This is a genomic window from Achromobacter sp. 1L-A-4-B-C2 (genome assembly GCF_057291955.1).
In genome coordinates this window covers 102,202-128,158 of the sequence record NZ_JBXAWP010000004.1, presented here as the reverse complement: position 1 = coordinate 128,158, position 25,957 = coordinate 102,202, and the positions used below count along the sequence as shown (strand labels likewise).

The window sequence follows — 25,957 nt, the reverse complement described above, 5'->3', positions numbered from 1 at the left end:
GCCATGGAATTGTTCGCAAGCTTGAGCTTTTTTGGCGGCGCCCTGTGCGGCGGCCTGGGCCTGTTGGCGTATCGGTCGTTCGGCATGCCGCTGCGCATCGGTTATCGCCACATCATCGGCGTGATCTGCCTGGGCGTATGGATGGCGGTCTTCTGGGCGCGGCCGTATCAGCCCATCGCGCTGCTTGCCATCTCGGGCAGCGCCTTGTGGGCGGTACGCCGCAACTACATTCCGACGTGGCTGGCCGTCATCATCACCATGACGCCGCTACTGCTGGTCAAGACGGGCGTGTCGCATCTGGGCGCCATGCTGGGCCTGTCGTTCGCGACCTTCCGCGCCATCGATGTACTGCTGTTCGCACAGCGCAACGAACGCGTGTCGCCGCTGGACTACTTCATCTACCTGTTCTTCCCGCTGACGCTGCTGGCCGGCCCGATGTACCGCTGGCGCAATTTCCAGGCCGACCTGAAGCGCGGCTATGAAGGCGTGAACCTGAACACGTGGCTGGTCGGTCTGGAACTGATCATGGTGGGCGTGATCCAGAAGTTCGGCCTGGCCGAGCTGATCTGGCGCTATGGCCTGGCCACGCTGGACGCGCACGATTATTCGTTCACGGGCGTGGCGTTGAACGCGTCGCTGTACAGCGCGTATCTGTTCTTCGACTTCGCCGGCTATTCGACGATGGCAATCGGCATCGGCATGCTGTTCGGCTTCACCTTGCCGATCAACTTCCGCAACCCGCTGGCCACGCTGAACCCGCAGGATTTCTGGCGCCGTTGGCACATCAGCCTGTCCGAGTGGCTGCGCGACGTGGTGTTCATGCCGATCTACAAGGCGCTGAGCAAGACCAGGTTCTTCGGACGCCATCGCATGGCGGCGCAGAACATCGGCATCTTCGCCACGCTGCTGGCCATGGGCGTGTGGAACGGCCTGTCGCTGCACTACATCGTCAGCGGGCTGATGTTCGGCGCGTATTCGGTGGGCCACAACCTGCTGATCAACGCGTCGCGCACCCGCCCCGCGTTGCAGGCCACGCTGGCGCATCCGGTGATGCGCTTCCTGGGCCGCGTGCTTACCTTGATCCTGGCTGCGCTGGCGCTGTACGTGTTCAGCGGTCGCAGCCCCATCTGACGCCGGGAGTTTCGGCATGCGTTTCGATCTGAAATCGTTCCAGTTCGTGGATACGGACGTCTCGCCCGACGCCCTGGCCATTGCCGCCGCCGACCGCTCGCTAAGCTGGTCGCAGTTGCGCGACGAAGCCCAGGCCTGGGCGGACGTGGCGCGCGAGCAGGGCGTGGCCCCCGATGTGCCGGTGGCCATCTACGGCCACAAAGAAGCGTCGTTCTTCGTCGCCATGGTGGGCGCACTGCTGATCGGTGCGCCGTTCGTGCCGGTCGACACCATCTACCCGGCCGACCGCCTGCGCCGCATCGTCGAGATCGTGCGCGCCGCGGCTGTCTATGATGCGGCGTCCGATACCTTCACGCGTGGCGAAGGCGCGATGCTGGCTGAACGCGGCCTGGCCTATGTGATGTTTACCTCCGGCAGCACGGGCGACCCCAAGGGCGTGCAGATTGGCCGCGAAAGCGTCGGCCTGCTGGGCGACTGGATGCTGGGCAGCTTTGGCCTGGGCGACGCGCCGGTGTTCATGAACCAGGCGCCGTTCAGCTTCGACCTGTCGATGTATGAAGTGTTTGCCACGCTGGCCTCGGGCGGCGCCTGTGTGTTGAACGCACGCGAGCAGATCGCGGCGGCCGGCACGTGGATGCCGCGCCTGGCAGAGCATGGCGTGACGGTGTGGGTGTCGACCCCGTCGTTCGCACACCAGCAGTTGGCCAACCGCGACTTTTCCCCCGCGACCTTGCCGGCGCTGCGCACGTTCCTGTTTTGCGGCGAGCCCTTGCCCGCCGCGCTGGCCAAGAAGCTGCGCCTACGCTTTCCCGATGCCGTCATCCTGAACACGTACGGCCCCACGGAAGCCACGGTGGCAACCACCTGGATCGAAGTCACCGACGCGGTGCTGGCCGCGCACGATCCGCTGCCCGTGGGCCATGCCAAACCCGATAGCGTATTGATCGTGGACGAAGGCGAGATCTGCATCGTGGGTGACCACGTGATGCGCGGCTACCTGAATCGGCCCGATCTGAACGAAGCCAAGCTCTACACCTATGAAGATGGCCGCCGCGCGTTTCGCACCGGCGACCTGGGGCTGATGCAGGAAGGTGGGCTGCTGTTTTGTCGTGGCCGCATGGACGACCAGATCAAGCTGAACGGCTATCGCATCGAGCTGGCCGAGATCGATGAGGCATTGCATGGCCTGCCGGGCGTGGAGGGCGGGGCGTGCGCGGTCCTGCGCCGGCCCGATGGCACGGCGGTGCGCTTGATTGGTTTCGTGGCGGGTGTGGCCCAAGAGCCCGATGCGCGCTTTCTGGCGCCCGACGCGCTGGCCGGCTGGAAAGAGCGGCTGTCCCAGCGGCTGCCGCCGTACATGGTGCCGTCGGAACTGGTGGCCTGCCCGGCGCTGCCCATGTCCAACAACCACAAGATCGACCGCAAGAAGCTGGTCGAGATCTACGCCGGGATTCCGGCCTAGCGGGCTGACAGGAAAACAGGAACGGGGCGCAATGCCCCGTGTCCTGGTTTACTACAGGCCCATCATGCGCTGGCTTAGGTTGGCCAGCACCATCAGCAGGATCTGCGCCACGATCAGCAGCACCAACGGCGAAAAGTCGATGCTGGTGCGCGGCAGGATGCGGCGGATGGGGTCCAGCATGGGCGCGGTCAGCGCCTGCAACAGCGGCATCATCGGCGCCGTCGGGTTGACCCAGGACAGCACGGCCTGGATCAGCGTCAGCCACACCACCAGGTTCAAGGCCCACTTGATGGCCATGATCAGCGCCGAACCCATGGCGGCCGGCAGCAGCGCGGCGGGAATCAGTGCGCCCAGCGCCACCAGCCAGATCAGCACGATATAGAACAGCGCGGCCAGCCAGGCGGCGACCAGGCTGGTCCAGTCGATCTTGTTGCCTGCCGGGATGACCTTGCGCAGCGGCAGCACCAGCCAGTTCGTGGCTTGGTAGATCGTGCGCGCCAGGGGGTTGAAAGCGTGGAGGCGGATCGCGTGCATCCAGGCGCGGGCAATCAATGCCGCGCCAAACAGCGTGAACACGATTTCGAGTAGGAAGCGGAAGATTTCACCGAGCATGGACGCGATCACCCAAAAAAAGAGGAGTCAATTGTCGCACGCTGCGCGCACATATTGCCGCCGCATTTGGCGGATGGCGCAGGCGCAAAAAAGCCGCCCGGCCAAGGCCAGGCGGCTCTAGTGAAGCTATTGCTTCGAACCGTCCGAATTAAGGACGGCCACCCGTGGGAAAGGGCCACGACGCGGCGGGATTCAGCGCGGTCTTTGCGCCCGGGGCAGCAGCCGTGGAGGGCGGCGTTGCGGGCTTCTTGGGAGCGGCCTTCTTGGCAGCAGGCTTCTTGGCAGCGGCGGGCTTGGCAGCAGCAGCCGGCTTGGCGGCAGCAGGAGCCTTCTTCGCAGCAGCAGGAGCCTTCTTTGCAGCAGGCGCCTTCTTGGCGGCAGGAGCCTTTTTGGCAGCGGGGGCCTTCTTGGCTACCGCTTTCTTGGCAACGGCCTTCTTGGCGGCGGGAGCCTTCTTGGCAACGGCCTTCTTTGCAACTGCCTTCTTGGCGACGGCCTTCTTGGCTACCGCTTTCTTGGCGGCAGGCGCCTTCTTGGCAACGGCCTTTTTGGCGACGGCCTTCTTGGCTACCGCTTTCTTGGCTACGGCCTTTTTGGCAACTGCCTTCTTGGCAACGGCCTTCTTGGCGACGGCTTTCTTGGCTACCGCTTTCTTGGCGGCAGGCGCCTTCTTGGCGACGGCCTTTTTAGCGACGGCCTTCTTGGCTACCGCTTTCTTGGCGACGACCTTCTTGGCTGCCGGCTTCTTGGCGGCAACCTTCTTCACTGCCGGCTTCTTGGCGGCGGCGACTTTCTTGACTGCTACCTTCTTGACAGCGGCTTTCTTGGCCGGTGCGGCCTTCTTAGCGACTGCCTTCTTGGCGGCGGGCTTCTTCGCCGCTGCTTTCTTTACGGCTTTCTTGGCTGTTGCCATGGTCATGCTCCTTAGGTTCAGGGGTCCCAGAACTTAAACCCGTGCCCCGACTCGCCAACAAGGCGAACCGTGCCCGGGCTATTCATCGGCGCATGCCGCTGTTCTGTGCGAGCAACAGCTACTACGGTTTGCGCTAATGAATTCGGCACAGCCATTTGATATGGCCCCCGCTCCTTTGGCGCGAGCCATTTCAAATGGCGCCGGTCGCAGCCTGATCACAGGCCGCCGACCGCTTGTTCTACGTGTTCGAAAACACCCTGACCAGGAAGCGCGTCATCAAGCCTGTCGCGAACGCGACGCTCTGTGTTGGCAGAGCGTGCCCGCGCCGGGCCTGATGACGTACTGCTTTACTCCCAGCTCAGCGTGCCACCGGTTTGGTATTCGATCACGCGAGTTTCAAAAAAGTTGCGTTCCTTTTTAAGATCGATCATTTCCGCCATCCAGGGGAAGGGATTTTCTTCCTGCGGGTACAGCGGTTCGATACCGATTTGCTGGCAACGACGGTTGGCGATGAAGCGCAGGTAGGATTTGAACATAGGTGCGTTCAAGCCCAACACGCCGCGCGGCATCGTGTCTTCGGCGTAAGCGTATTCGAGTTCGACCGCTTTGCGGAAGAGTTCTCGAATTTCTTCGCGGAAGGCCGGCGTCCACAGATGCGGATTTTCCAGTTTGACGGTGTTGATCAGGTCGATGCCGAAGTTGCAGTGCATGGATTCATCGCGAAGGATGTACATGTACTGTTCGGCGGCGCCGGTCATCTTGTTCTGGCGGCCAAGCGCCAGGATCTGCGTGAAGCCAACGTAGAAGAACAGGCCTTCCATCAAGCAAGCGAAAACGATCAGCGACTTCAGCAGCGTCTGGTCGGCTTCGGGCGTGCCCGTCTTGAAGTTGGGGTCCGCGATCGCGTCGATGAACGGGATCAGGAACTGGTCTTTGGCGCGGATGGACGGAACTTCGTTATAAGCGTTGAAGATCTCGGCTTCGTCCAGGTCCAGGCTTTCGACGATGTATTGATAAGCGTGCGTGTGGATCGCTTCCTCGAATGCCTGGCGCAGCAGGAACTGGCGGCATTCGGGAGCCGTGATGTGGCGGTAGGTGCCCAACACGATGTTGTTCGCGGCCAGCGAGTCGGCCGTGACGAAGAAACCCAGGTTGCGCTTGACGATGCGGCGTTCGTCTTCGGTGAGCCCGTTGGGGTTCTTCCAAAGCGCGATGTCGCGCGACATGTTGATCTCTTGCGGCATCCAGTGGTTGGCGCACGTGGCCAAATACTTTTCCCACGCCCACTTGTACTTGAACGGCACAAGTTGATTGACGTCGGTTTCGCCGTTGATGATGCGCTTGTCGGCAACCTTCACGCGCTGCGCGGTAGCGGCACCGCTGGCAGCCAGACCCGCCGCGTGTTCAGGCGCGGCAGGCGTGGGCATGGCGGTGTCGCCGAATACACCCGTCGCCGCCCGGACTTCGGGCGCAGCCTGCTGGCCGCCCGCAGGGGCGGGGGAAGCAGGTTGCGTGGCGGTGGTGTCGTCTTCCCAATTAATCATTTCAATTCTCCGGAGGCGGTTATTGGCAGGCTTCGCACTCTTCGAAGCCGGGGTCGCCCGGCCGCATGGTGCAAACCGCCCCGAGAACTTCGGGTTCCGGCAAAACAGGTGCGGCGCCCACGGCCGCGGCCGTGGATTGACCACCAGCGGTGACGGCGTTCAGTTCGCCGCCGCGGCCCGTGGACTTCTCGGCGCTGGTGGCGCCCAGGGTACGCAGGTAGTACGTGGTCTTCAGGCCACGCAGCCATGCCAGCTTGTAGGTGTCATCCAGCTTCTTGCCCGATGCGCCCGACATGTAGATGTTCAGCGACTGAGCTTGATCGATCCACTTCTGACGGCGCGACGCGCATTCAACCAGCCAGCTCGGTTCGACTTCGAACGCGGTGGCGTAGAGTTCGCGGAGTTCGGAAGGTACGCGATCGATGCGGGACAGGCTGCCGTCGAAGTACTTGAGGTCGGCGACCATGACTTCGTCCCAGAGACCGAGTTTCTTCAGGTCACGCACGAGGTAATCGTTAACGACCGTGAACTCGCCGGAGAGATTCGATTTGACGTACAAGTTCTGGAAAGTAGGTTCGATGCACGCAGATACACCAATGATATTGGAAATAGTCGCGGTTGGGGCAATTGCCACGCAATTGGAGTTGCGCATGCCGTGTTGTTTGATGCGCGCGCGCAACGTATCCCAATCGAGCGTGCTCGATTCATCAACTTCAACATGACCACCGCGTTCATCACGCAGCATCTTTAACGTGTCTTGCGGCAAGATGCCACGCGACCACAACGAACCTTCATACGATTGATAGCGACCACGTTCTTCGGCGAGCAGGCTCGACGCGAAGTACGCGTGATAGCAAACGGCTTCCATCGAACGATCAGCGAATTCAACGGCGGCTTGCGATGCGTAGGGCACGCGCATCATTTGCAGGCAGTCTTGGAAACCCATGATGCCCATGCCCACCGGACGATGGCGCGCGTTGGAATTGCGGGCCTTCTCGACGGCGTAGTAGTTGATGTCGATAACGTTGTCGAGCATGCGCATCGCGATGCTGACCGTGCGCTTGATCTTGTCGTGATCCAGTTCGAATCCGCCGCGGGCAGCCGGCTTCATGTGCGCGACCAGGTTCACCGAACCCAGGTTGCACACCGCGATTTCGGATTCGTTGGTGTTCAGCGTGATCTCGGTGCACAGGTTCGAGCTGTGGACGACGCCCACGTGTTGCTGCGGCGAACGGATGTTGCACGGATCCTTGAACGTGATCCACGGGTGGCCGGTTTCGAACAGCATCGACAGCATCTTGCGCCACAACGTCAGCGCCGGCATCTTCTTGTACAGCTTGAGCTCGCCGCTGGCGACGCGCTTTTCGTAGCCGACATACGCTTCTTCAAACGCGCGGCCGACCTTGTCGTGCAGGTCGGGGCAGTCGGACGGCGAGAACAGCGTCCATTCACCGCCTTCCATGACGCGCTTCATGAACAGATCGGGAATCCAGTTCGCCGTGTTCATGTCGTGCGTGCGGCGGCGTTCGTCGCCGGTGTTCTTGCGCAGTTCCAGGAATTCTTCGATGTCCAGGTGCCACGATTCCAGGTACGTGCACACCGCGCCCTTGCGCTTGCCGCCCTGGTTCACCGCGACGGCGGTGTCGTTGACGACCTTCAGGAACGGAACCACGCCCTGGCTTTCGCCGTTGGTGCCCTTGATGTGGCTGCGCAGCGCGCGCACCGGGGTCCAGTCGTTGCCCAGACCGCCGGCGTACTTGGCCAGCAGCGCGTTTTCCTTGATGGCGTCGTAGATGCCTTCCAGGTCATCGGAGACGGTCGTGAGATAGCACGACGACAGCTGCGAGTGCAGCGTGCCCGAGTTGAACAGCGTCGGCGTCGAGCTCATGAAGTCGAACGAGGACAGGATCTCGTAGAACTCGATGGCGCGCGTTTCGCGGTCGGCTTCGCGCAGCGCCAGGCCCATGGCCACGCGCATGAAGAACACCTGCGGCAGTTCGATGCGGGTGCCGCGGATGTGCAGGAAGTAGCGGTCGTACAGCGTCTGCAGGCCCAGGTAGCCGAATTGCAGATCGCGCTTGGCGTTCAAGGCCTTGCCCAGGCGGGTCAGGTCATAGTTGGCCAGTTCGGGCGACAGCAGGCCGCCTTCGATGCCGCGTGCGATGAACGTGGGGAAGTATTCGGCGTAACGCGCGATCATGCCGTCTTGCGAGACTTCTTCGCCCAGCACTTCCTTGCGGATCGTGTGCAGCAAGAGGCGAGCGGTGACTTGGCTGTAGGCCGGGTCTTTTTCGACCAGCGCGCGCGCGGACAGGATGGCGGACTTGAACACTTCGTCGACGGGGATGCCGTCGTACAGGTTCTTGACCGTTTCCTTCAGGATGGCTTCGCTATCGATGAATTCGTCCAGGCCTTCGCCGGCGGCGACGATGGTCGCGCGCAACTCAGCCAGGTCCAGCGGACGGCGCACACCGGCGTCGGTGACGTTCAGCACGTGTTCTTCAGGAGCGGCGGCGGCCTTTTCCTGGCCTTCGGCGGCAGCGGCGGCGGCGCGCTCTTGCGTGCGCTTCTCGCGATACAGGACGTAGGCGCGGGCAACGTCATGTTGGCCCGAGCGCATCAGCGCCAGTTCGACCTGGTCCTGGATGTCTTCAATATGGAAGGTGCCGCCGTTGGGGCGGTTGCGCACCAGGGCGTTCACGGCCTGGCTGGTCAGGTTTTCGACCAGTTCGCGCACACGCGCGGACGCGGCGCCCTGGCCGCCGTTGACGGCCAGAAAGGCCTTGGTCATGGCGATGGCGATCTTGCTGGGTTCAAACCCAACCACCGAGCCATTGCGGCGAATGATGTTGTAGCTGGCCCATTGCCCGCCATTGGCGTCGGCAGGGGAATCGGTTTGCGAGGGCGGCACGGCCGAAGGCCGGGTCACAGAGGCGATCGAAGTCTGCATGGAAGCTCCTGTGCGAAAACGCGTAGATAGCGACATGACGGCGGTCATGTCGGGTACGAATGTGGATCTTTTGAGGGGGTCGGAACGGCTTGGACGGCTTAGTCCAAAAGGCGTGGCCGACGAGAATCAGCGCTTAGGCGACCACAACATGTAGTGTAGCACCCCTCGTTGGACACTAATTCTAGTGATCGAGACCTACTGGAACAAGAAGAAGATATGACGAAGCTCACAAAAGATTGTTACTAAATGCACTGGGCGCGCCCAGTAAGGCGCGCCCAGGACTGCACCGCTCAGAGCGACTGTTTATGCGGTTTTCCGCAGGGGTATGTCGCGCGGGGCCGGTGCCATATAGCTCTGCATCAATCGACCCAATTGCGTCCGGTACTTCTCGACGTTCGCAGACTTCACGTGGCCGTAGCCGCGGATGGTTTCTGCAAGGCCGGCGATTGTAGCTGCTTGCGCGATCTTGTCGCGGGTCAACCCTACAAGAAGCTGGTCTATGGTCTGGCGGTACTCGGTGACAAGCGCCCGCTCCATCTTGCGTTCGGCGGTGTGGCCGAACGGGTCGAACCAGGTGCCGCGCAGTCCTTTCAACCGTGTCAGCAATTTCAGCGCCGACATGGTGCGCGGCCCCAGCGTCATCTTGCGCGGCACGCCGGTGCGCGGATCCTTGCGGGCGAAGATCGGCGGGGCCATGTGAAAGCGCAGGCTGTAGTCGCCTTCGAACTGGCCCTTCAGCTGCGCCTGGAACGCCTCGCCGGTGTAGAGCCGCGCCACTTCGTATTCGTCCTTGTAGGCCATCAGCTTGAACAGGCCGCGCGCCACCGCCATCGCCAGTCGCGGTGACTTGGCCTCGGGCGCCAATTCGCGTTCGCGCGCGGCAACCGCTTCGACCACGTCCTGGTAGACGCGTGCGTAGCGGGCGTCTTGATACGCGGTCAGGTCCGCAATGCGGCGGGCCACGGCGCGTTCGAAGGTTTCCGGCACGTGCAGCTGTACCACCTGGGCACGCGGACGCAGCGCGCTTTCCAGCGCGTCGGGCTGATGCGCAGCCAGCCGGCCGCTGTCGAATGCCGCGCGGTTCGCCGCTACGGCCACGCCGTTCAGTTCGATGGCGCGGTTGATCGACGCCTGCGACAACGGCACGCCGCCGCGCTGCCAGGCATAGCCCAGCATGAACATGTTCGACAGGATGCTGTCGCCGAACAATGCCAGCGCGGCTTCGTGCGCGTCGATGGCGGCCGTGTTGGCATCGCCGGCGGCGTGGCGAATCTTGGCCAGCAACGCCTCGGGGCGCATGGCGGCGTCGGGGTCCCGCGTGAACTCGGACACGGGCGCCACATAGGTGTTGACGGTGACCTGCGTGTGCCCGCGGCGCAACGCGCCCAGCGAATCCGGCGCGACCGAGGCGACCGGGTCGCACAGGATGGCGGCATCGGCCTGCTGCCAGTCCAGTCGCACCGGACCCGCCGGCGCGCCGGCAGGCGCCAGGCGAATATGGCTGACAACGGTGCCGCCCTTTTGCGCCAGGCCGGTCAGGTCCAGCACCGCCGCCGACAGGCCTTCCAGGTGCGCGGCCATCGACACGATGGCGCCGATGGTGATGACGCCCGTGCCGCCCATGCCGGCGACCAGCAGCCGGTAGGGCCGGTCCAGCGACGGCGTGGCGGGTTGCGGCAATTGCTCGATCAGGCGTTGCAGGCGTTCCTGATCGGTCTTGGGCGCGGCGCTCTTGCGCGGCTTGCCACCCATGACCGACACGAAGCTGGGGCAGAAACCTTCGGCGCAGGAATAGTCCTTGTTGCAGCTGGACTGGTCGATGGCGCGCTTGCGGCCGTACGGCGTTTCCAGCGGCACCACCGACAGGCAGTTCGATTGCACGCCGCAGTCGCCGCAGCCTTCGCACACCGCGCTGTTGATCAGCATGCGGCGCGCCGGGTCGGGGAACTGGTTCTTCTTGCGGCGGCGGCGCTTTTCGGCGGCGCACGTCTGGTCATGGATCAGCACGGTCACGCCGGCAATCTGGCGCAGCTCGCGCTGCAACGCATCCAGCTCGCGGCGGTGGTGCACCTTGATGTTGGGTCCCAGGTCCACGCCCTGGTATTTTTCAGGCTCGTCGCTGGTGACGACGATGCGCGCCACGTTCTCGCCGCGCAGTTGCTGGCAGATCTGCGGCACCGAGATCGGGCCGTCCACGGGTTGCCCGCCCGTCATCGCAACCGCGTCGTTGAACAGGATCTTGTAGGTGATGTTGGCGCGCGCGGCGACCGCCTGGCGAATCGCCAGATAGCCCGAGTGGTAGTAGGTGCCTTCGCCCATGTTCTGGAAGATGTGCGGCATCTTGGTGTAGCGCGACAGCCCGATCCAGTCCACGCCTTCGCCGCCCATCTGCGTCAGCCCGCCCGTGTCGCGGTCCATCCACGCAGCCATGTAGTGACAGCCCACGCCGGACAAGGCCTGGCTGCCCTCGGGCACCTTGGTCGACGTGCTGTGCGGACAGCCCGAACAAAAATACGGCCGGCGGCGCATGCCGTCGGCGTCGTTCGACAGCGCCGACTGGCAATCGAACGCGGCCAGGTCCGTGCCCAGCGGCAGGCCGGCGCTGCGCGACAGCCACGCCGCCAGCGGCCGCGCCAGCAGCGACGGGCGCAATTGGCCCGCCGACGGCACCACCGTTTCGCCGTCCAGGCCTTTCTTGCCGATGACGCTCGGGCGGTCCGGCAGGTTGAACAGCAGATCCTTGATCTGGCTTTCGACCACGGCGCCTTTTTCTTCGATCACCAGGATGTGCGACAGCCCGCGTGCAAACTCCAGCAGCCGTTCACCGTCCATCGGCCAGGTCAGGCCCGGCTTGTAGATGCGCACGGGCGCGTTGGCGGTGACGGTGTCCACGCCCAGGCGCGCCAGCGCTTCCATGGTGTCCAGATGCGCCTTGCCGACGGTGACGATGCCCACGGTGGCGCGCGGCGCCGGACAGGTCAGGCGGTCAATGCTGTGGCGGCGCGCGAAGGCGGCCACCGCTTTCATGCGCAGATTCATGCGCGCTTCCACGGCCAGCGACAGGAAGTCGCGCGCGGAATACTCCAGCGACTCGGGCGGCATGTCGGGGTTGGACGGCATGTCGTAGTGCTGCACGGCGGCGGGGGTGAACGAGTGCCCGCTTTCGATGGTTTCGGACACCGCCTTGAATGCGACCCACGTGCCGGAATAGCGCGACAGCGCCCAGCCCCATAGCGCAAAGGTCTCGTACTCGTCGATCGAGGTCGGATGCACGATCGGCATTTGCCAGCCGATCAACGACGCTTCGCTGGCGTGCGGAATCGAGGACGACACGGCGGTGTGGTCATCGCCCACCACCACCAGCACGCCGCCGTTGCGCGATGCGCCGGCCGCATTGCCGTGATGCAGCGCATCGCCCGCGCGGTCCACGCCCGGGCCTTTGCCGTACCACATGGCGAATACGCCATCGACGTTGCGGTCGGCGCGTACGCCGGCCTGCTGCGTCCCCATGACGGCGGTGGCGGCCATGTCTTCGTTGATGCCGGGCAGGAACGAGATCTTGCTGGCGTCCAGCGCCTTCTTCGCCTTCCACATGGCCATGTCCACGCCGCCCAATGGCGATCCGCGGTAGCCCGACACAAAGCCCGCCGTGTTCAGCCCGCGTTCACGGTCGACCCGTGCCTGCGTCAGCATGATTCGCACCAGCGCCTGCGTTCCCGTCAGGAAGATGCGGCCGGACTCCCGCGTAAGGTTGTCGGCAAGCTGGTAATCAAGGTCCAGCTGGGGTTCGGGGGCGGGAGTGCCGTCCATAGTGAATGCTCCTGGTATTTCGCACCATGATAGGTTCGCGAGGCATCCGATTTATTGCGTTTTTGGATCGTGCTATCCCTATAATTCGCAATGAACATTTCGTGTTCGACAAAAACCAGGAGACAAAGCGATGGACAAGACCGATATCGGCATCCTCAAGGCCTTGCAGGAGGACGGCCGGGCTTCGGCGCAGCAGCTGTCCGACAAGGTAGGGCTATCGGCCGCGCCGGTGTGGCGGCGGGTCAAGGCGATGGAAGCCAGCGGGGTGATCCAGGGCTATAGCGCGCAGGTGGACCGCAGCAAGGTGGGCCTGGGCTGCATGTTTGCGCAGATCAGCCTGGAGCGGCATTCGTCGAACACGGTTGAACACTTCGAACGCTCGGTGCGCGACGCGCCCGAAATCCTGGAGTGCTACGCGGTCACCGGCGATTCGGACTTCCTGTTGAAAATCCTGGTGGAAAGCCCCGAGGCCTACGACCGTTTCCTGCATCGCTTCCTGTTCAACATGCCGGGCATTCGCCAGACGCGCACCATCGTGGCGCTGCGCGAGATCAAGCACGAACAGCGGCTGCCGTTGTGACCCAGGCCGATCGCAGCGCTCTCTATATATAGAGAGCGCGGAAAGAGCAGCCGTGGACACGCGCGCGGTGTCGCTTGAAACCAACGCATTCGTGCGCGATCCATGGCTAAACCAGCGGCTTTGCGACGCCGACTGTTGCGCAATTGCACACCGCGCGGATCGTCGTTGATTCTTCCCCAGCGGCTCTTTAGAGTGCGTGATGTTTGCTGCGCGAGGGACGTGCCGGTGTGATCGGCGCGGCGCGTCGACAGACGTGTTGAGGAAGTCATGAGCAGTGTGTATTTGCGTTCGGCCGGCATCGCCTGCGCCGTTCTTATCCTGGCCGGATGCGTCGCCAGGAAGCCCGCCGTCATCACCGAGGCGCAGCCCGCGGACCCGCCCAAGGCGGTGGCCTGTGTGCCGGCCAAAAGCGGCGACCCCATGATTGGGACCTGGCTGTCGAACACGCGCCCGCGCGATGTCAGCGGCGAATTGCAATCGCTGATCGTGTTGTCCGCCGATGGCTCGATGGCCTATGAGTCTTTGCTCAAGATCGGGCGCAAGTCGCGACCGGCCCTGCGCGAGACCGGTTGCTGGACGGTGGCCGACAACGTCTACACGATGCAGACCACCAAGTCCGCCGGCGAGCCCGTGGATGCCAACGACCCCATTTACCTGAACCGCTATCGCGTCGAAAAAGTCGAGCACGCCAAATTGACGCTGCGCGAACTCAAGAGCGGCGGCCAGGTGGTCACCGCGCGCCGCATGCCGCAGGGCTATCGCCTGCCGTATTGAGCGTTGCGCGGGGAGGGCGCGTGCCGGCGCTGCGCCAGAACAAGGCCGCGCCTGACGCACCGTTGCGCGGGGCGGACACTGCGTTCGCCCACCGCGCCAAGATGGCCGGGCTGCGGTAAGGTGCGGGCTTCGACTTTTGCCTAGCCGCCGGTTCCCCATGCCCGCCATGTCCTCTGAAGCACGCGCCATCGCGCTGCTTGCCCTGGCCGCCTTTGTCAGCGCCAGCGCCTTTCGCATCTGTGATCCCATGCTGCCGCAGCTGGCGGCGGAATTCGGCACGACCACCGGCCAGGCCGCGCGCGCCGTGACGGCGTTTGCGGTGGCCTACGGCGTGTTGCAGATGTTCTTCGGTCCCGTGGGCGACCGCTACGGCAAGTACCGCGTGGTCAGCGTGGCCACCGTGGCCTGTGCGCTGGGCAGCGCGGGCGCCATCATGGCCGAATCCCTGGATGTGCTGGTGCTTTGCCGCGCGCTGTCCGGCGCGGCGGGGGCGGGCATCGTGCCGTTGTCGATGGCCTGGATTGGCGACAACGTGCCCTACGAGCGTCGCCAGGCGACGCTGGCCCGCTTTTTGACCGGCACCATCCTGGGCATGTCCGCGGGCCAGTTGGCCGGCGGCATTTTCGCGGACACCGTGGGCTGGCGCTGGGCCTTCGCGGCCCTGGTGGTGGGCTACCTGATCGTGGGCGTGCTGCTGCACCTGGAGGTGCGGCGCCAGCGCGCGGCGGGCTTTGCGCAGGTGGACCCCAACGCCGTTCGCCAGGGTTTTATCGGGCAGGCGCGGCTGGTGCTGGGTACGCCGTGGGCGCGCATTGTGTTGGCCACGGTGTTCGTTGAGGGCCTGCTGGTCTTTGGCGCGCTGGCATTCGCGCCGTCTTACCTGCACGAACGATTCAACATTTCGTTGACGGCCGCCGGTGCGCTGGTGGCGGTGTACGCGGTGGGCGGGTTGATCTACACGGTCGTGGCCGGCCGCATACTCAAGCGTCTGGGCGAACGCGGCCTGGCGGTTGCGGGCGGTCTGGTGCTGGGCGTCGCCTTCCTGTCGTACCTGCTGGGTCCGGTCTGGATGTGGAGCCTGCTTGCCAGCGTGCTGGCGGGCTTTGGCTATTACCTGCTGCATGCCACGTTGCAAACCAACGCGACGCAGATGGTGCCTTCCGCGCGCGGCACGGCGGTGGCGTGGTTTGCGTCGTGCCTGTTCATGGGGCAGGCGGCGGGCGTGGCGTTGGCGGGGGCGGTGGTGGACGAGATTGGCGCCGCGGCGCTGTTTGGCGGGTCGGCGGTGCTGCTGCCCCTGCTGGGCGCGTTCTTCGCCCGGGCGTTGAAGGCGCGCGCGGCGATCACGAACGCGTAGGGCGGGGGGCAGGGCCAATGGCAAGGCAACCGCCGGCCAACGGCCCGTCAATCGCCCGCCAATAGCAAGCCAACAGCAAGCCGATAGCAAAACGAAAAAACGGCGTTCCGAAAACTCGGAACGCCGTCTTGGGGCCAACATATCGGATTCGACCCGGATCGCCTTGGCTAAGCCGATCCGGGTTCAACAGGTCTGTGCCGAGTCGGGCCAGCCTTGCCCGGCCCGGCTTGAAGTCCATCCCGCTTAGATCGCAGCCAGGCGGGCCAGCACCGTCTGCTTGCCCAGCAGGGCCAGCACGGCGTCGACGGCCGGGGTTTGCGTTTGACCCGTCACCGCCACGCGCAGCGGAATCGCCAGTTGCGGCATCTTCATGCCACGGTCGGCCAGCACGGCCTTGATCAGCGCCGACAGGGCCTCGCGGGTCCAGTCGGTGTCTTGCGCGCGCTGGGCAAAGTCGGCCAACGCTTCGCGCGCGGGGGCGGTCAGGTGCTGCTCGACCAGTTCCGGCGCGGCCGGTGCGAACGGCGCGCAGAACAGCATCGCGCCATCGGCCAATTGTTCCAAGGTTTCAGCGCGGTCTTTCAGCAGGCCCATCACGCCCGGCAGGTCGATTTTTTCAGGGTGGCCGCCCCGGTTCGCCACGCGCGGCGCCACGCGTTCGGCCAGTTCCGCGTTGTCCATCTGCTTGATGTAGTGGGCGTTGACCCAGTTCAGCTTCTTCGGGTCCCATTGCGACGCGGACTTCGACAGGTGCTTGGTGTCGAACCAGGACACCAGCTGCTCGCGCGAGAACAGCTCGTCGTCGCCGTGGCTCCAGCCCAGGCGGGCCAGGTAGTTGATCATGGCCTCGGGCAGGTAGCCGTCGTTGTCATATTCCATGACGTTGACCGCGCCGTGGCGCTTGGACAGCTTTTCGCCGTCCGGGCCCAGGATCATGGGCACGTGGCCGTATTCGGGTAGCGTGGCGCCCAGCGCGCGCAGGATGTTGATCTGGCGCGGCGTGTTGTTGACGTGATCGTCACCGCGCAACACGTGCGTGATGCCCATGTCCCAGTCATCGACCACGACGCAGAAGTTGTACGTGGGCGTGCCGTCCGGGCGCGCGATGATCAGGTCGTCAAGTTCGGTGTTGTCGAAGCTGATGGTGCCCTTGACCATGTCGTTCCAGGACGTGGCGCCTTCTTGCGGGTTCTTGAAGCGCACCACCGGCTTGCGGCCTTCGGGGATGGCGGGCAGCGTCTTGCCGGGCTCGGGGCGCCACGTGCCGTCATAGCGCGGCTTGTCGCCGCGTGCGCGGGCGGCTTCGCGCATGGCTTCCACTTCTTCGGGCGAGCTGTAGCAGTGGTAGGCAGTGCCGGCGGCCAGCATCTGCGCGACCACTTCGCGATAGCGGTCCATGCGCTGCATTTGATAGAAGGGGCCTTCATCGGGCTGCATGCCCAACCACTGCATGCTGTCCAGAATGGCCTCGACCGCTTCCGGCGTGGACCGCTCGACGTCCGTGTCTTCGATGCGCAGCACGAACGTGCCTTGATGGTGGCGCGCGAACGCCCAGGAGAACAGCGCGGTGCGCGCGCCGCCCAAATGCAGAAAGCCCGTGGGCGAAGGCGCGAAGCGCGTACGAATGGGGGAGGTGGCGTTGGAAGTCATAGGTGGCAATGATAGCGGCTGCGGCGCCACAAAAGCGGCGTCAGGCTGGGTCCACATCAAGCGGACGGCGGGCTTGTCTTGTTACGATGAACGGTATTTTAGATTAGGGCGTACCCCCTATGCTGCGACACGCGCTTGCCCCCATGTTCGAACCCAGTTCGCTGGTGATCGTTGCCGACCGGCCACTGCCGGCGGCGGGCTCTCTGTCGCCCGCGCTCAAGGCGAAGACCACGGTGGTTGATTGCCAGGCGGGCGCCGCGCCGGAATTGCCCGCCGCCCTGGAAGGCCTGGCGGCGGGAGCGCGGCCTGATCTGGCCCTGGTTTGCGTGTCGCCCGCCGTGCTGCCGGAAACACTGCGCCGCCTGTCGCCGCTGGCGCCGCGCGCCGTGATCCTGTTGCCGCACGAACTGCCCGATCCGTATCCGCGCGGCACCTGGGCGTTGTGCCGCGCGTGGGCGGAAGAGAACCGCTGCGAACTGCTGGGGCCGCGCTCGTTTGGCGCGCAGCGGCCGCATGCCGGGTTGAACTTCAGCCAGCACCCGGTGCTGGCGCGCGCGGGGCGCGTGGCGCTGGTGGCGCAGTCGCGCTCCATCATGGCCGCCGTCATGGACTGGGCCGAAGACGTGCACATCGGCTTTTCCACCGCCGTGTCGCTGGGCGACGAAGCGGTGGTGGGGCTGTCGAAAGTGCTGGATTACCTGGCCAGCGATCCGCGCACCGACAGCATCGTGCTGTACCTGGAAGACGTGGGGCCGGCGCGCGAATTCATGAGCGCGCTGCGCGCCGCGGCCAGCGTAAAGCCCGTCATCGTGCTCAAGGCGGGTCGGTCCGATGCCGACAGCGCCGACGCCATTTTCGATGCCGCCCTGCGCCGCGCGGGCGCGGTGCGCGTGCGCTACTTCGTGCAGCTGTTCTCGGCCGTGAAAGTGCTGGGCTATACGCGCCGCCCCAAGGGTCGGCGCGTGGCGCTGATCTCGAACGGCAGCGGGCCTCCGCAATTGGCCATGGACCTGATCGGCCCCGACGCCGCCGTGCTGCGCGCCGACCTGGCGCCCACCACCCGCCGCGCGCTGGAAGCCATGCTGGAGCCCGACGCCGCCTGCGACAACCCCGTCATTACCTACACGCCGCTGACGCCCGAACGCATCCGCGCCATTCTGGAAACGGTGCTGGACGACACGGGCGTGGATGGCGTGCTGGTGCTGCTGGCGCCAGACGCGCTGGCCGACATGCCCGCCGTGGCGCGCGAGCTGGCGCAGATTGCGCCCAGCGCGAAGAAGCCCGTCGTCACCTGCTTCATGGGCGACGCCGGCATGCGGCCGCTGCGCCGCATGCTGGACGATGCGGGCACGTCGGCGTTTCGTACGCCGGAATCGGCCGCCGACGCATTCGGCGTGCTGGCCTCGCACCACTACAACCAGCAGTTGCTGCTGCAAACGCAACCGCAAGAACCCCCCACCCACGTGCCCGACCTGGCCGCCGCGCGCGAACTCATCGCGCGCGTGCGGGCGGATTGCCGCCGTGAATTGAATACCTCCGAAATCCGGGCCTTGCTTGGCCTGTTCTACGTGCCGCTGCGCGACATGCCGGTGGAGGTGGCGTCCGCCGAACCCGAATCCCGCCCCATGGCGATCCGAGTGCGGCGCGATCCGCAATTTGGCCCTGTCATCCGCTTTGGCGCGGGCGGGCCCGACGCGGTGCTGTCCGTGGCCGATCGCGGCATGGATCTGCCGCCGCTCAACGGCTTCCTGGCCCGTCAGCTGATCGAACGCAGCCGGCTGTGGCGCCGTGTGCTGGCGCCGCGTGTGGGCCATATGGCGGCCGAGTCGCTGCAACAGGCCGTGGTGCTGGTGTCTGAAATGGTGTCGGAATTGCCCGACATCGAAACGCTGGATATCGACCCCCTCTACGCCGGTGAAACCCATCTGCGCGCGGGCGGGCTGCGCATGATGCTGACCGAAACGCCGGGCTGTGAAACGCCGCAGACGTCCGGTTATCCGCATATGGCGATCCATCCGTATCCCACGCGGCTGGTGCACGTGCGCCGATTCAATGACGGCATTCCGTGGGTGTTGCGCCCCATCCGCCCGGAAGACGGCGAGGCCTTGCAGGAGTTCATTCGCGGCTTGTCCGAACGGTCGCGCTACATGCGCTTTGTGTCGATGATGCGTGAGCTGACGCCACGCATGGTGTCGCGTTATACGCAGGTGGATTACCACCGCGAACTGGCGCTGGTGGCGGCCACGCAGGTGCCCAACCCGGCCAACCGCGGCCATCCGCGCGAAGTGATCGTGGGCTTTGCCCACTATCTGCGCAACCCGGACGGGCGCGGCGCGGAATACGCGCTGGTGATCGGCGATGATTGGCAGCGGCGCGGCCTGGGCCGCCAGCTGATGACGGCGCTGATCGACGCCGCGCGCGAGCAGGGGCTGGAATACATCGATGGCCTGGTGCTGTCGACCAACCGGCCCATGCTGGCGCTGATGACCAGCCTGGGCTTTACCAACGACGCCGACCCGGAAGACCCGACGATGCGGCGCGTGTGGCTGGGCCTGGCCTAGGCGCCGACACGGCAGCGCATCGGGTTGGCCCAGCTTGGCCCGGCTCGGCCCGGCCCGGCCTGGCTTGGTCGGGCTTGGGCTGGCCGCCGATGACGCGCCGCCTGTTGCCGGGTGTAGCCGACGCGCCGTCGCCGTCAGGCGGTTTTCCGCACCGCCTCGGCCGGCGTCAGCCGCGCCGTGACCTCGTCCACCGACAGCACATCCCCAAAGAACAACATCCAGCCCTGCAAGGCATGTTCGTGTTCGGCCGGCGTGACCGCCGCTAGCGCGTCGTCGACCATGATGGTGCGAAAGTCGCGCATCATCGCGTCGCGCGCGGTGGATTCGCAGCACACGTTGGTGACGGTGCCGGTGATCAGCAGCGTATCCACGCCCAGCCCGCGCAGCAGCGGTTCAAGCTCTGACGAGCCCGTCGCCATGGCGCTGTAGAAGCGCTTGACGACGCGCGGGTCGGCATCGTCCACGTGCAGGTCGGGGTGCAATTGAAATCCCGGCGAATCGCGGCGCAGCGTTTCCAGGCGCCGCTTGCTGCGTTCGGGCGTCAGCATCACCCCGTGGTGATGCGACCAGAACGCATCGGCGTTGTCCGACGCCGTCTGCACCCACACTACCGTCCCGCCCGCCGCGCGCACCGTGTCGCACAGCCGGTTGATCGGCGCGATGATGTCACGCGCCGGGGCGCATTCGCCTTGATAGCCGGGCAGGGTGAAGTACTGCTGCATGTCGATCACGACCACCGCACAGCGCGCTGCCGGCAGAGTGTCGTAGGGATGCAGGCACCCTTGCCGGGCCACGACGCGGTCTTGTACCCATTGCGGAAATTCCATGACGCCTCCTTAGCCGTAGCGCCGCGCCACGGCGGCTTCGACGCGATAGATGATCAGGTACATCACGCTGGAGATCAGCGCCAGCATGGCAATTGCCGTCATGACGATGTTCAGCTTGAACACCTGGCTGCCGTTCATGATGAGAAAACCCAGCCCGGAATCGGCCGACTGGAATTCGCCCACGATCACGCCCACCAGGGCCAGGCCGATGTTCATCTTCACGGCCGCGATCAACGTGGGCACGCTGCCCGGCAGCACTACCTTGGTCAGCACCTGCCAGCGGCTGGCGCCAAAGGTGTGGGCAAGCTTGACCTTGTTCTGGTCGATGCCGCGAAAGCCCGCGTACACGACCATGATGGTGACGAACACCGCGATAGCGACGGCCATGCCGTACACGGCGTAGTCAGACCCCAGCCACAGATAGAAGATCGGCACGAAGGCAATCTTGGGCATGGCATTGGCCACCACCAGGAAAGGGTCCAGCACCTTGTACAGGAAGTCCGACCACCACAGCGCGGCCGCCACCACGATGCCGATCGCCATGCTCAGGGTGAAGCCGACCAGCGTGGCCGACAGCGTGGTCATGATGTGCTTGGCCAGGTGGCCGTTGTTCCACAGGTCGATAAAGGTGGGCCACAGCGCGCTGGGGTAGCTGGTCAGCAGCGGGTTCACGATGTGCATGCGCGGCAGGATTTCCCACGCGCACAGGAACACGATCAGCAACAACGCCTGGCTTAAGCGGATATTGCGCTTCTTGGCGCGGTCCCGGCGCAGGTAGTCCAGGTATTTGGCGCTGGGCGCGGGTACGGCGCGCAGGGGAACGGTGTTGGCAACGGGGGAATTCATCGGTCAACCCTCCACGTGGACGTCCAGCTCATCCCAGAGCTGTTTGAAATAGGCGTTGAATTCCGGCCGCGAGCGCGCCTGGAAGGGCGTGGGACGCGCACCGTCGCCGTAGTGGATGCGGTACTGGCTTTTCAGCCGGCCGGGGCGGCGCGACAGCACGATGACGCGATCCGTCATGGCGATGGCTTCACCGATATCGTGGGTGACCAGCACCACCGTCTTGCCCTCGCGCCGCAGGATGTCCACGACTTCGTCCGAGATGGCCAGGCGTGTCTGCGAATCCAGCGCCGAGAACGGCTCGTCCAGCAAAATCACGTCCGGTTCGGTGACCAGCGTGCGCGCCAGCGCGGCGCGTTGTCGCATGCCGCCCGACAGCTGTCGCGGCGTGTGCGTCAGGAAAGCGCCCAGCCCGCACTTTTCAAGTATGTGCACGGCGCGCGCCTCGCTGCGCGCGTCGCGCCGGCCCTGGATCTCGGCGCCCAGCATCACGTTGTCCAGGATGGTGCGCCATTCAAACAGATAGTCCTGCTGCAACATGTAGCCGATGCGCGGGTTCGGCTTGGTCACGCTGTGGCCATCGACCATGACGGCGCCCGATGTGGGCGGAATCAGGCCCGCAATCAACGACAGCAAGGTGCTTTTGCCGCATCCGCTTTGGCCGATCAGGCTGACGAATTCGCCCGGCGCCAGCGAGAACGACACGTTCGACAGCGCCTCGGTTTCGCCATCGGTCGTGAAGTACGACAGGCAGACGTCGCGCAGCTCGATTTTTGCCGTGGCGGTGGCCGGCTTCAGGTTATGGATGGCGGCTCCCATTACTGCACCTTGTTGGCAAAGTCGGCCACCACCACGTCCTCGTATTTCACGCGGGCGGAGTCCTTCATGACGGCGCTGGCAATCAGCATGTCCTGCAACTTGTTCATGGCCTCGGCGGTGACCAGTGGCGACGTCTTCCAGATCTGGTATTGCTTGTAGCGCTCGATGGCTTCCGTGACGGCGCCCTGGTCCATGCCCGGGAAGAACGTCATGATCTGCGGCGCCAGCGTTGCGGCCGGCGTGTCCTTCACGTACTTCTCGGCACGCGCCACCACATTGGTCCAGGCCTGGATGACCTTGGGGTTGTCGCGGATGTATTTGTCGGTGGCGGTGAAGACGGTGTAGTCGACCTGGCCGACTTCATGGCCCACCGAAGCGACGATGTACCCCTTGCCGTTGCGCACCAGCTCGCCGGCCTCGGGCTCCAGGAAGATGCCGTATTCGCCCTGGCCCGCCATCCAGGCGCCCGCACGCGCCGGGATGCCGATGTTGTTCAGCAGCTTGACGTCTTTTTGCGGATCCAGGCCATGCTTGCGCAACGCGGTTTCCAGGAACACGATGGGGTTCGAGCCGGGTCGAAACCCGATGACTTCCTTGCCCTTAAGCATCGACCAGTCAAACTTGTCGACCGGCTTGCGCGCCAGCAGGAAGAAGCCATCGGTGGCGGTCAGCCCGGCAAAGATCTTCGGTTTGACCGGCGATTCGCTGTTCTGCACATAGATGGAAGCCTCGGGCCCGATCAGCACGATATCGGCGCTGCCCGACAGCAGGGCGGTCATGCCCTTGTCGGTTCCCTGCGAGGTTTTCATGGACACGTCCAGTCCGGCGTCCTTGAAGTATCCCTGTGACAGGGCCACGTACTTGGGCACGTAAAGCACGGATCGCACCACTTCTTCGTAGCGCACCTTCACGGGGGGATTCAGGGCTTGGGCCTGGGCGGCCAAGGGAGCAAACAGCGCAAGCAGCGCCGCGCCCGCCAGGCGGGGAAGTGGCATGGATTTCACGGGACTTTCTCCTGCGTCTTATATGGCACGCCGAAACCCGGCGCAGCATGGCCAATGGGGTTGAATCGACAGCAACAACAGGGAAGCCCGAACACCAGCAGCCCGGGCCGATAAGGCATGGATCGAATACTATATTCAAGCAGCGGGCGTAGACAAGCTTTTTGGGATTGGCGTTTTTCTCTATGGACGAGCGCCGGCGAAGCCCGGAAAATTCAGGGCTTGAATACCACTTGGTATACCAAAGGGGTTTTTGTCGGATTGTCGGCAGGGGGCTGGAGCCGGCTTGCCTGGGGCAATGCCCAGGGCACGGCGGCGTGCCGCAAGCGGGTTCCGGCAGCCGGCAAGATCAGGCGCGGCGGGCCGGCAAGCCCGGCGCGCGCCCGAACATCACTGCTGCTTCAGGCCAGCACGCTATTCAAGAACGCCGAGATATCGCGGACTTCTTCGGCGCATACCGAATGCGGCATCGGGTACGTGTGCCAGCGCACGTCATAGCCCAGGCGCTTCAATTCCGTCACCGACGCCTCGGCGCGCGCCAAGGACACAACCGGGTCGTGCAGGCCATGCGCCATGAAGATCGGCGTGGCGTGGTTGGCGCCGTGGCGTTCGGCTTCGGCCGTGTTCAGCAGTGGCAGATAGCCCGACAGCGCCATCATGCCCGCCAGCTTTTCGGTCAGCCGCAAGCCGGTGTGCAAGGTCATCGCGCTGCCTTGCGAGAAGCCCGCCAGCACGATGTTCGACGTCGGGATGCCGCGCGCGTTTTCACGCGCGATCAGCTTGTGGATGGCGGCTTCGGAAGCGCGGATCCCCTTGGCGTCTTCCACACGGACCAGGTCCATGACCAAAATGTCATACCAGGACCGCATCGACATGCCGTTGTTGATCGTCACGCGCTGCACCGGCGCGTTCGGAAACACAAAGCGCACGCCCAGCCCTGCGGGCAGGTCCAGTTCCGGCACGATGGGGGCGAAGTCGTTGCCATCCGCGCCCAAGCCGTGCAGCCAGATGACGGCGTGCGTGGGGTTGGGGGCGGTTTCGATCTCGATGCAGTCGAGCAGGTCGTTGGAAGCGTTCATGGACGGCCGAAAAAAATCAAAAGGGGGAATCAGAGCGTCAAGGTCTTCAAGGCCTGGAACAGCGCGCGATAGTGCTTCTTTTGCGGCTCCTGGCCTTGCAGCAGCGAGGCATTGCCCAGCTTTTCCTTGCGCGCGGCGCGGATCAGCGTGCGCAATTGCTGCGCATCCGCTTGTGGATTGTTCGCCAGCAGCTTGGTCAGCGTGTCGTCGTCGTCCAGCAGGCGGTCGCGCAGGGCTTCCAGCCGGTGCATGGCGGCGGTTTCTTCGCGCGAGCCGTTTTCCCACACATCCAGCTGGGCGCGGATCTCGTCGGCGGGCGCGTCGCGCATCAGCTTGCCCACAAAGTGGATCTGCCGGCGGCGGCCTTCGCGGCCCGTCGTGCGCTGCGCCGTGCGGATTGCCTCATAGAGGCGCTCGGCCAGCGGCAATTGCTTGAGGCGGTCGGGGGACAGTTCGATCAGCTGTTTGCCCAGGTCCAGCAAGGCGTGCATTTCACGCTTGACCTGGGACTTGCTGGGACGGTCGTAGCCGTTCTCGTCGTAACCGTCGTCGACGGATTCTTCTTCAGTATGGGAATTCATGGAAAACTGCGCAATGACAGACTTGGCTATGATAACCGTCTCTGCAAATTGGACAGCAATGGTTAAAACCTCCTCATCCTTGCCGCTGGCGGCGAATCACGCGCGTTTTTCCGAACTCGTTGAGCAAACCCTCGCCTACGCGCGCCAGATTGGCGCTTCGGACGCGGCGGCGGAAGTCTCGGAAAGCCTGGGGCTGTCGGTCTCGGTACGCAAGAACGACATCGAAACCGTTGAGCAGACACGCGATCGCTCGCTGGACCTGACGGTCTACGCCGGCCAAAGCCGCGGGTCGGCCTCGACGTCCGACTTCTCTGAAGCCGCCCTGCGCCAGACGGTCGAAGCCGCCTGGCACATCGCCCGCCACACCGCCGCCGATCCGGCCGCCGGCCTGCCCGACGCCGACCAACTGGCCACGGAATTCCCCGACCTGGACCTGCACCACGCCTGGACGGTGTCCACCGAGGAAGCCGCCGAACTCGCCTTGCGCGCCGAACGCGCGGCGCGTGACGTCGATCCGCGCATCACCAATACGGATGGCGCCACCGTGGGCACCTACGAAGGCCAGTTCGTCATGGGCAACAGCCGTGGCTTTATGGGCGGCTACCCGTATTCGCGCCACAGCCTGTCCGTGGCGCCTATCGCCGGCCGGGGCAACGGCATGCAGCGCGACTACTGGTACACGTCCGAACGCGATCCGGCCAACCTGGCATCGCCCGAAGCCATCGGCCGCTACGCCGCCGAACGCACGTTGTCGCGCCTGTCGGCCCGCCGCATTCGCACCGGCAAGTTCCCGGTCCTGTTCGAAGCGCCCCTGGCGCTGGGCCTGGTCGGCGCGCTGACGCAAGCCGTCAACGGCGGGGCGCTGTATCGCAAGGCCAGCTTTCTGCTGGACGCGCTGGGCAAGCCCATTTTCCCCAAGCACATCAACCTGACCGAAGACCCGCACATCCCCGGCGCGATGGGCAGTTCGCCGTTTGACGACGAAGGCGTGCGCACCCGCCGCCGCAACGTCGTGTCGGCCGGCGTGCTGGAAGGCTACTTCCTGTCCAGCTACACCGCGCGCAAGTTGGGCATGGCCACCACCGGCAACGCCGGCGGCTCGCACAACCTGGTGTTCAGCTCCACGCTGACCAAGCGCGGCGACGATTTCGAAGCCATGCTCAAGAAGATGGGCACGGGGTTCCTGGTCACCGAGCTGATCGGTCAGGGCGTCAACTACGTCACCGGCGATTACTCGCGCGGTGCGTTTGGCTACTGGGTGGAAAACGGCAAGATCCAGCACGCGGTGCAGGAAATCACCATCGCCGGCAATCTGGCCGACATGTTCCAGCAGATCGTTGCGGTGGGCGCGGACACCATTTCGCGCGGCACGAAGACCACCGGCTCGATCCTGATCGAGCAAATGGCCATCGCCGGCACCTGAGCCATGAGCGCGCTCGCGGGCGCGCTCATCCATCCTGCCG

The 25,957-nt window shown here is 64.7% G+C and carries 19 protein-coding genes; 7 read left to right on the top strand and 12 right to left on the bottom strand.

The window, feature by feature from the left end; all coding sequences use genetic code 11:
- Positions 1 to 3 precede the first annotated feature (3 nt).
- Entirely contained in the window at positions 4 to 1,131 is a 1,128-nt protein-coding gene (locus AC0Z35_RS19245) for an MBOAT family O-acyltransferase (RefSeq protein WP_485132526.1), read from the top strand.
- Between the two features lie 16 nt (positions 1,132 to 1,147).
- Positions 1,148 to 2,593 carry a D-alanine--poly(phosphoribitol) ligase gene (locus tag AC0Z35_RS19240; protein WP_485132525.1) on the top strand — a complete coding sequence of 482 codons (1,446 nt, stop codon included), beginning with the start codon at positions 1,148 to 1,150 and terminating at the stop codon, positions 2,591 to 2,593.
- Between the two features lie 51 nt (positions 2,594 to 2,644).
- Here AC0Z35_RS19240 and AC0Z35_RS19235 read toward each other — a convergent pair whose 3' ends face one another.
- The 5 genes from AC0Z35_RS19235 to AC0Z35_RS19215 all read right to left on the bottom strand — a co-directional run bounded on the left by AC0Z35_RS19235 (position 2,645) and on the right by AC0Z35_RS19215 (position 12,422).
- On the bottom strand, positions 2,645 to 3,205 hold the full coding sequence (locus AC0Z35_RS19235; protein ID WP_046806520.1) for a YggT family protein: 561 nt from the start codon (positions 3,203 to 3,205) through the stop codon (positions 2,645 to 2,647).
- A 148-nt stretch (positions 3,206 to 3,353) separates the two neighbouring features.
- On the bottom strand, positions 3,354 to 4,118 hold the full coding sequence (locus AC0Z35_RS19230) for a histone H1-like DNA-binding protein (protein WP_104145179.1): 765 nt from the start codon (positions 4,116 to 4,118) through the stop codon (positions 3,354 to 3,356).
- Between the two features lie 347 nt (positions 4,119 to 4,465).
- Positions 4,466 to 5,662, bottom strand: coding sequence for a ribonucleotide-diphosphate reductase subunit beta (locus tag AC0Z35_RS19225; RefSeq protein ID WP_104145178.1), 1,197 nt, complete (start codon positions 5,660 to 5,662; stop codon positions 4,466 to 4,468).
- A gap of 19 nt (positions 5,663 to 5,681) precedes the next feature.
- Positions 5,682 to 8,612 carry a ribonucleoside-diphosphate reductase subunit alpha gene (locus AC0Z35_RS19220; RefSeq protein WP_485132524.1) on the bottom strand — a complete coding sequence of 977 codons (2,931 nt, stop codon included), beginning with the start codon at positions 8,610 to 8,612 and terminating at the stop codon, positions 5,682 to 5,684.
- Between the two features lie 303 nt (positions 8,613 to 8,915).
- Entirely contained in the window at positions 8,916 to 12,422 is a 3,507-nt protein-coding gene (locus tag AC0Z35_RS19215) for an indolepyruvate ferredoxin oxidoreductase family protein (protein WP_485132523.1), read from the bottom strand.
- A 130-nt stretch (positions 12,423 to 12,552) separates the two neighbouring features.
- On the opposite strand from AC0Z35_RS19215, the gene AC0Z35_RS19210 reads away from it, so the two are divergent.
- The 3 genes from AC0Z35_RS19210 (at position 12,553) to AC0Z35_RS19200 (ending at position 15,133) form a co-directional block, all read left to right on the top strand.
- A complete protein-coding gene (locus AC0Z35_RS19210; protein ID WP_046806515.1) occupies positions 12,553 to 13,002 on the top strand; it encodes an Lrp/AsnC family transcriptional regulator in 450 nt (149 codons plus the stop codon).
- Between the two features lie 267 nt (positions 13,003 to 13,269).
- Positions 13,270 to 13,776 (top strand): hypothetical protein, encoded by a 507-nt coding sequence (locus AC0Z35_RS19205; protein WP_046806514.1) that lies wholly within the window; start codon positions 13,270 to 13,272, stop codon positions 13,774 to 13,776.
- 157 nt (positions 13,777 to 13,933) lie between these two features.
- Positions 13,934 to 15,133 carry an MFS transporter gene (locus AC0Z35_RS19200; protein WP_120153744.1) on the top strand — a complete coding sequence of 400 codons (1,200 nt, stop codon included), beginning with the start codon at positions 13,934 to 13,936 and terminating at the stop codon, positions 15,131 to 15,133.
- 243 nt (positions 15,134 to 15,376) lie between these two features.
- On the opposite strand, the gene gltX is transcribed toward AC0Z35_RS19200, so the two are convergent.
- Entirely contained in the window at positions 15,377 to 16,783 is a 1,407-nt protein-coding gene (gltX, locus tag AC0Z35_RS19195) for a glutamate--tRNA ligase (protein ID WP_046806093.1), read from the bottom strand.
- A gap of 119 nt (positions 16,784 to 16,902) precedes the next feature.
- On the opposite strand from gltX, the gene AC0Z35_RS19190 reads away from it, so the two are divergent.
- A complete protein-coding gene (locus tag AC0Z35_RS19190) occupies positions 16,903 to 19,344 on the top strand; it encodes a bifunctional acetate--CoA ligase family protein/GNAT family N-acetyltransferase (RefSeq protein WP_485132522.1) in 2,442 nt (813 codons plus the stop codon).
- A gap of 134 nt (positions 19,345 to 19,478) precedes the next feature.
- Here AC0Z35_RS19190 and AC0Z35_RS19185 read toward each other — a convergent pair whose 3' ends face one another.
- The 6 genes from AC0Z35_RS19185 to yjgA form a co-directional block, all read right to left on the bottom strand.
- Positions 19,479 to 20,171 carry a cysteine hydrolase family protein gene (locus tag AC0Z35_RS19185; protein WP_046806095.1) on the bottom strand — a complete coding sequence of 231 codons (693 nt, stop codon included), beginning with the start codon at positions 20,169 to 20,171 and terminating at the stop codon, positions 19,479 to 19,481.
- Positions 20,172 to 20,180: 9 nt separating this feature from the next.
- Positions 20,181 to 21,017 (bottom strand): ABC transporter permease, encoded by an 837-nt coding sequence (locus tag AC0Z35_RS19180; RefSeq protein ID WP_046806096.1) that lies wholly within the window; start codon positions 21,015 to 21,017, stop codon positions 20,181 to 20,183.
- A gap of 3 nt (positions 21,018 to 21,020) precedes the next feature.
- Positions 21,021 to 21,833, bottom strand: a complete 813-nt coding sequence (locus AC0Z35_RS19175; RefSeq protein WP_046806097.1) for an ABC transporter ATP-binding protein — start codon at positions 21,831 to 21,833, stop codon at positions 21,021 to 21,023.
- Positions 21,833 to 22,828 carry an ABC transporter substrate-binding protein gene (locus AC0Z35_RS19170; protein WP_046806098.1) on the bottom strand — a complete coding sequence of 332 codons (996 nt, stop codon included), beginning with the start codon at positions 22,826 to 22,828 and terminating at the stop codon, positions 21,833 to 21,835. Before AC0Z35_RS19170 ends, AC0Z35_RS19175 begins: the two co-directional genes overlap by 1 nt.
- A 407-nt stretch (positions 22,829 to 23,235) precedes the next feature.
- Positions 23,236 to 23,913 carry an alpha/beta hydrolase gene (locus AC0Z35_RS19165; RefSeq protein ID WP_485132521.1) on the bottom strand — a complete coding sequence of 226 codons (678 nt, stop codon included), beginning with the start codon at positions 23,911 to 23,913 and terminating at the stop codon, positions 23,236 to 23,238.
- 29 nt (positions 23,914 to 23,942) lie between these two features.
- Complete coding sequence (yjgA, locus tag AC0Z35_RS19160; RefSeq protein ID WP_046806100.1) at positions 23,943 to 24,494, bottom strand: ribosome biogenesis factor YjgA; 552 nt, start codon at positions 24,492 to 24,494, stop codon at positions 23,943 to 23,945.
- Positions 24,495 to 24,552: 58 nt separating this feature from the next.
- Here yjgA and pmbA point away from each other — a divergent pair, with 58 nt between their 5' ends.
- Positions 24,553 to 25,917: a metalloprotease PmbA gene (gene pmbA, locus AC0Z35_RS19155; RefSeq protein WP_046806101.1), complete on the top strand. Its 1,365-nt coding sequence runs from the start codon at positions 24,553 to 24,555 to the stop codon at positions 25,915 to 25,917.
- The last annotated feature ends 40 nt before the right edge of the window (positions 25,918 to 25,957 follow it).

Bases quoted from the DNA above. Each gene is read 5' to 3' on its own strand.
- AC0Z35_RS19245 (WP_485132526.1), top strand. From the start codon at position 4: ATGGAATTGTTCGCAAGCTTGAGCTTTTTTGGCGGCGCCCTGTGCGGC.
- AC0Z35_RS19240 (WP_485132525.1), top strand. From the start codon at position 1,148: ATGCGTTTCGATCTGAAATCGTTCCAGTTCGTGGATACGGACGTCTCG.
- AC0Z35_RS19235 (WP_046806520.1), bottom strand. From the start codon at position 3,205: ATGCTCGGTGAAATCTTCCGCTTCCTACTCGAAATCGTGTTCACGCTG.
- AC0Z35_RS19230 (WP_104145179.1), bottom strand. From the start codon at position 4,118: ATGGCAACAGCCAAGAAAGCCGTAAAGAAAGCAGCGGCGAAGAAGCCC.
- AC0Z35_RS19225 (WP_104145178.1), bottom strand. From the start codon at position 5,662: ATGATTAATTGGGAAGACGACACCACCGCCACGCAACCTGCTTCCCCC.
- AC0Z35_RS19220 (WP_485132524.1), bottom strand. From the start codon at position 8,612: ATGCAGACTTCGATCGCCTCTGTGACCCGGCCTTCGGCCGTGCCGCCC.
- AC0Z35_RS19215 (WP_485132523.1), bottom strand. From the start codon at position 12,422: ATGGACGGCACTCCCGCCCCCGAACCCCAGCTGGACCTTGATTACCAG.
- AC0Z35_RS19210 (WP_046806515.1), top strand. From the start codon at position 12,553: ATGGACAAGACCGATATCGGCATCCTCAAGGCCTTGCAGGAGGACGGC.
- AC0Z35_RS19205 (WP_046806514.1), top strand. From the start codon at position 13,270: ATGAGCAGTGTGTATTTGCGTTCGGCCGGCATCGCCTGCGCCGTTCTT.
- AC0Z35_RS19200 (WP_120153744.1), top strand. From the start codon at position 13,934: ATGCCCGCCATGTCCTCTGAAGCACGCGCCATCGCGCTGCTTGCCCTG.
- gltX (WP_046806093.1), bottom strand. From the start codon at position 16,783: ATGACTTCCAACGCCACCTCCCCCATTCGTACGCGCTTCGCGCCTTCG.
- AC0Z35_RS19190 (WP_485132522.1), top strand. From the start codon at position 16,903: ATGCTGCGACACGCGCTTGCCCCCATGTTCGAACCCAGTTCGCTGGTG.
- AC0Z35_RS19185 (WP_046806095.1), bottom strand. From the start codon at position 20,171: ATGGAATTTCCGCAATGGGTACAAGACCGCGTCGTGGCCCGGCAAGGG.
- AC0Z35_RS19180 (WP_046806096.1), bottom strand. From the start codon at position 21,017: ATGAATTCCCCCGTTGCCAACACCGTTCCCCTGCGCGCCGTACCCGCG.
- AC0Z35_RS19175 (WP_046806097.1), bottom strand. From the start codon at position 21,833: ATGGGAGCCGCCATCCATAACCTGAAGCCGGCCACCGCCACGGCAAAA.
- AC0Z35_RS19170 (WP_046806098.1), bottom strand. From the start codon at position 22,828: ATGCCACTTCCCCGCCTGGCGGGCGCGGCGCTGCTTGCGCTGTTTGCT.
- AC0Z35_RS19165 (WP_485132521.1), bottom strand. From the start codon at position 23,913: ATGAACGCTTCCAACGACCTGCTCGACTGCATCGAGATCGAAACCGCC.
- yjgA (WP_046806100.1), bottom strand. From the start codon at position 24,494: ATGAATTCCCATACTGAAGAAGAATCCGTCGACGACGGTTACGACGAG.
- pmbA (WP_046806101.1), top strand. From the start codon at position 24,553: ATGGTTAAAACCTCCTCATCCTTGCCGCTGGCGGCGAATCACGCGCGT.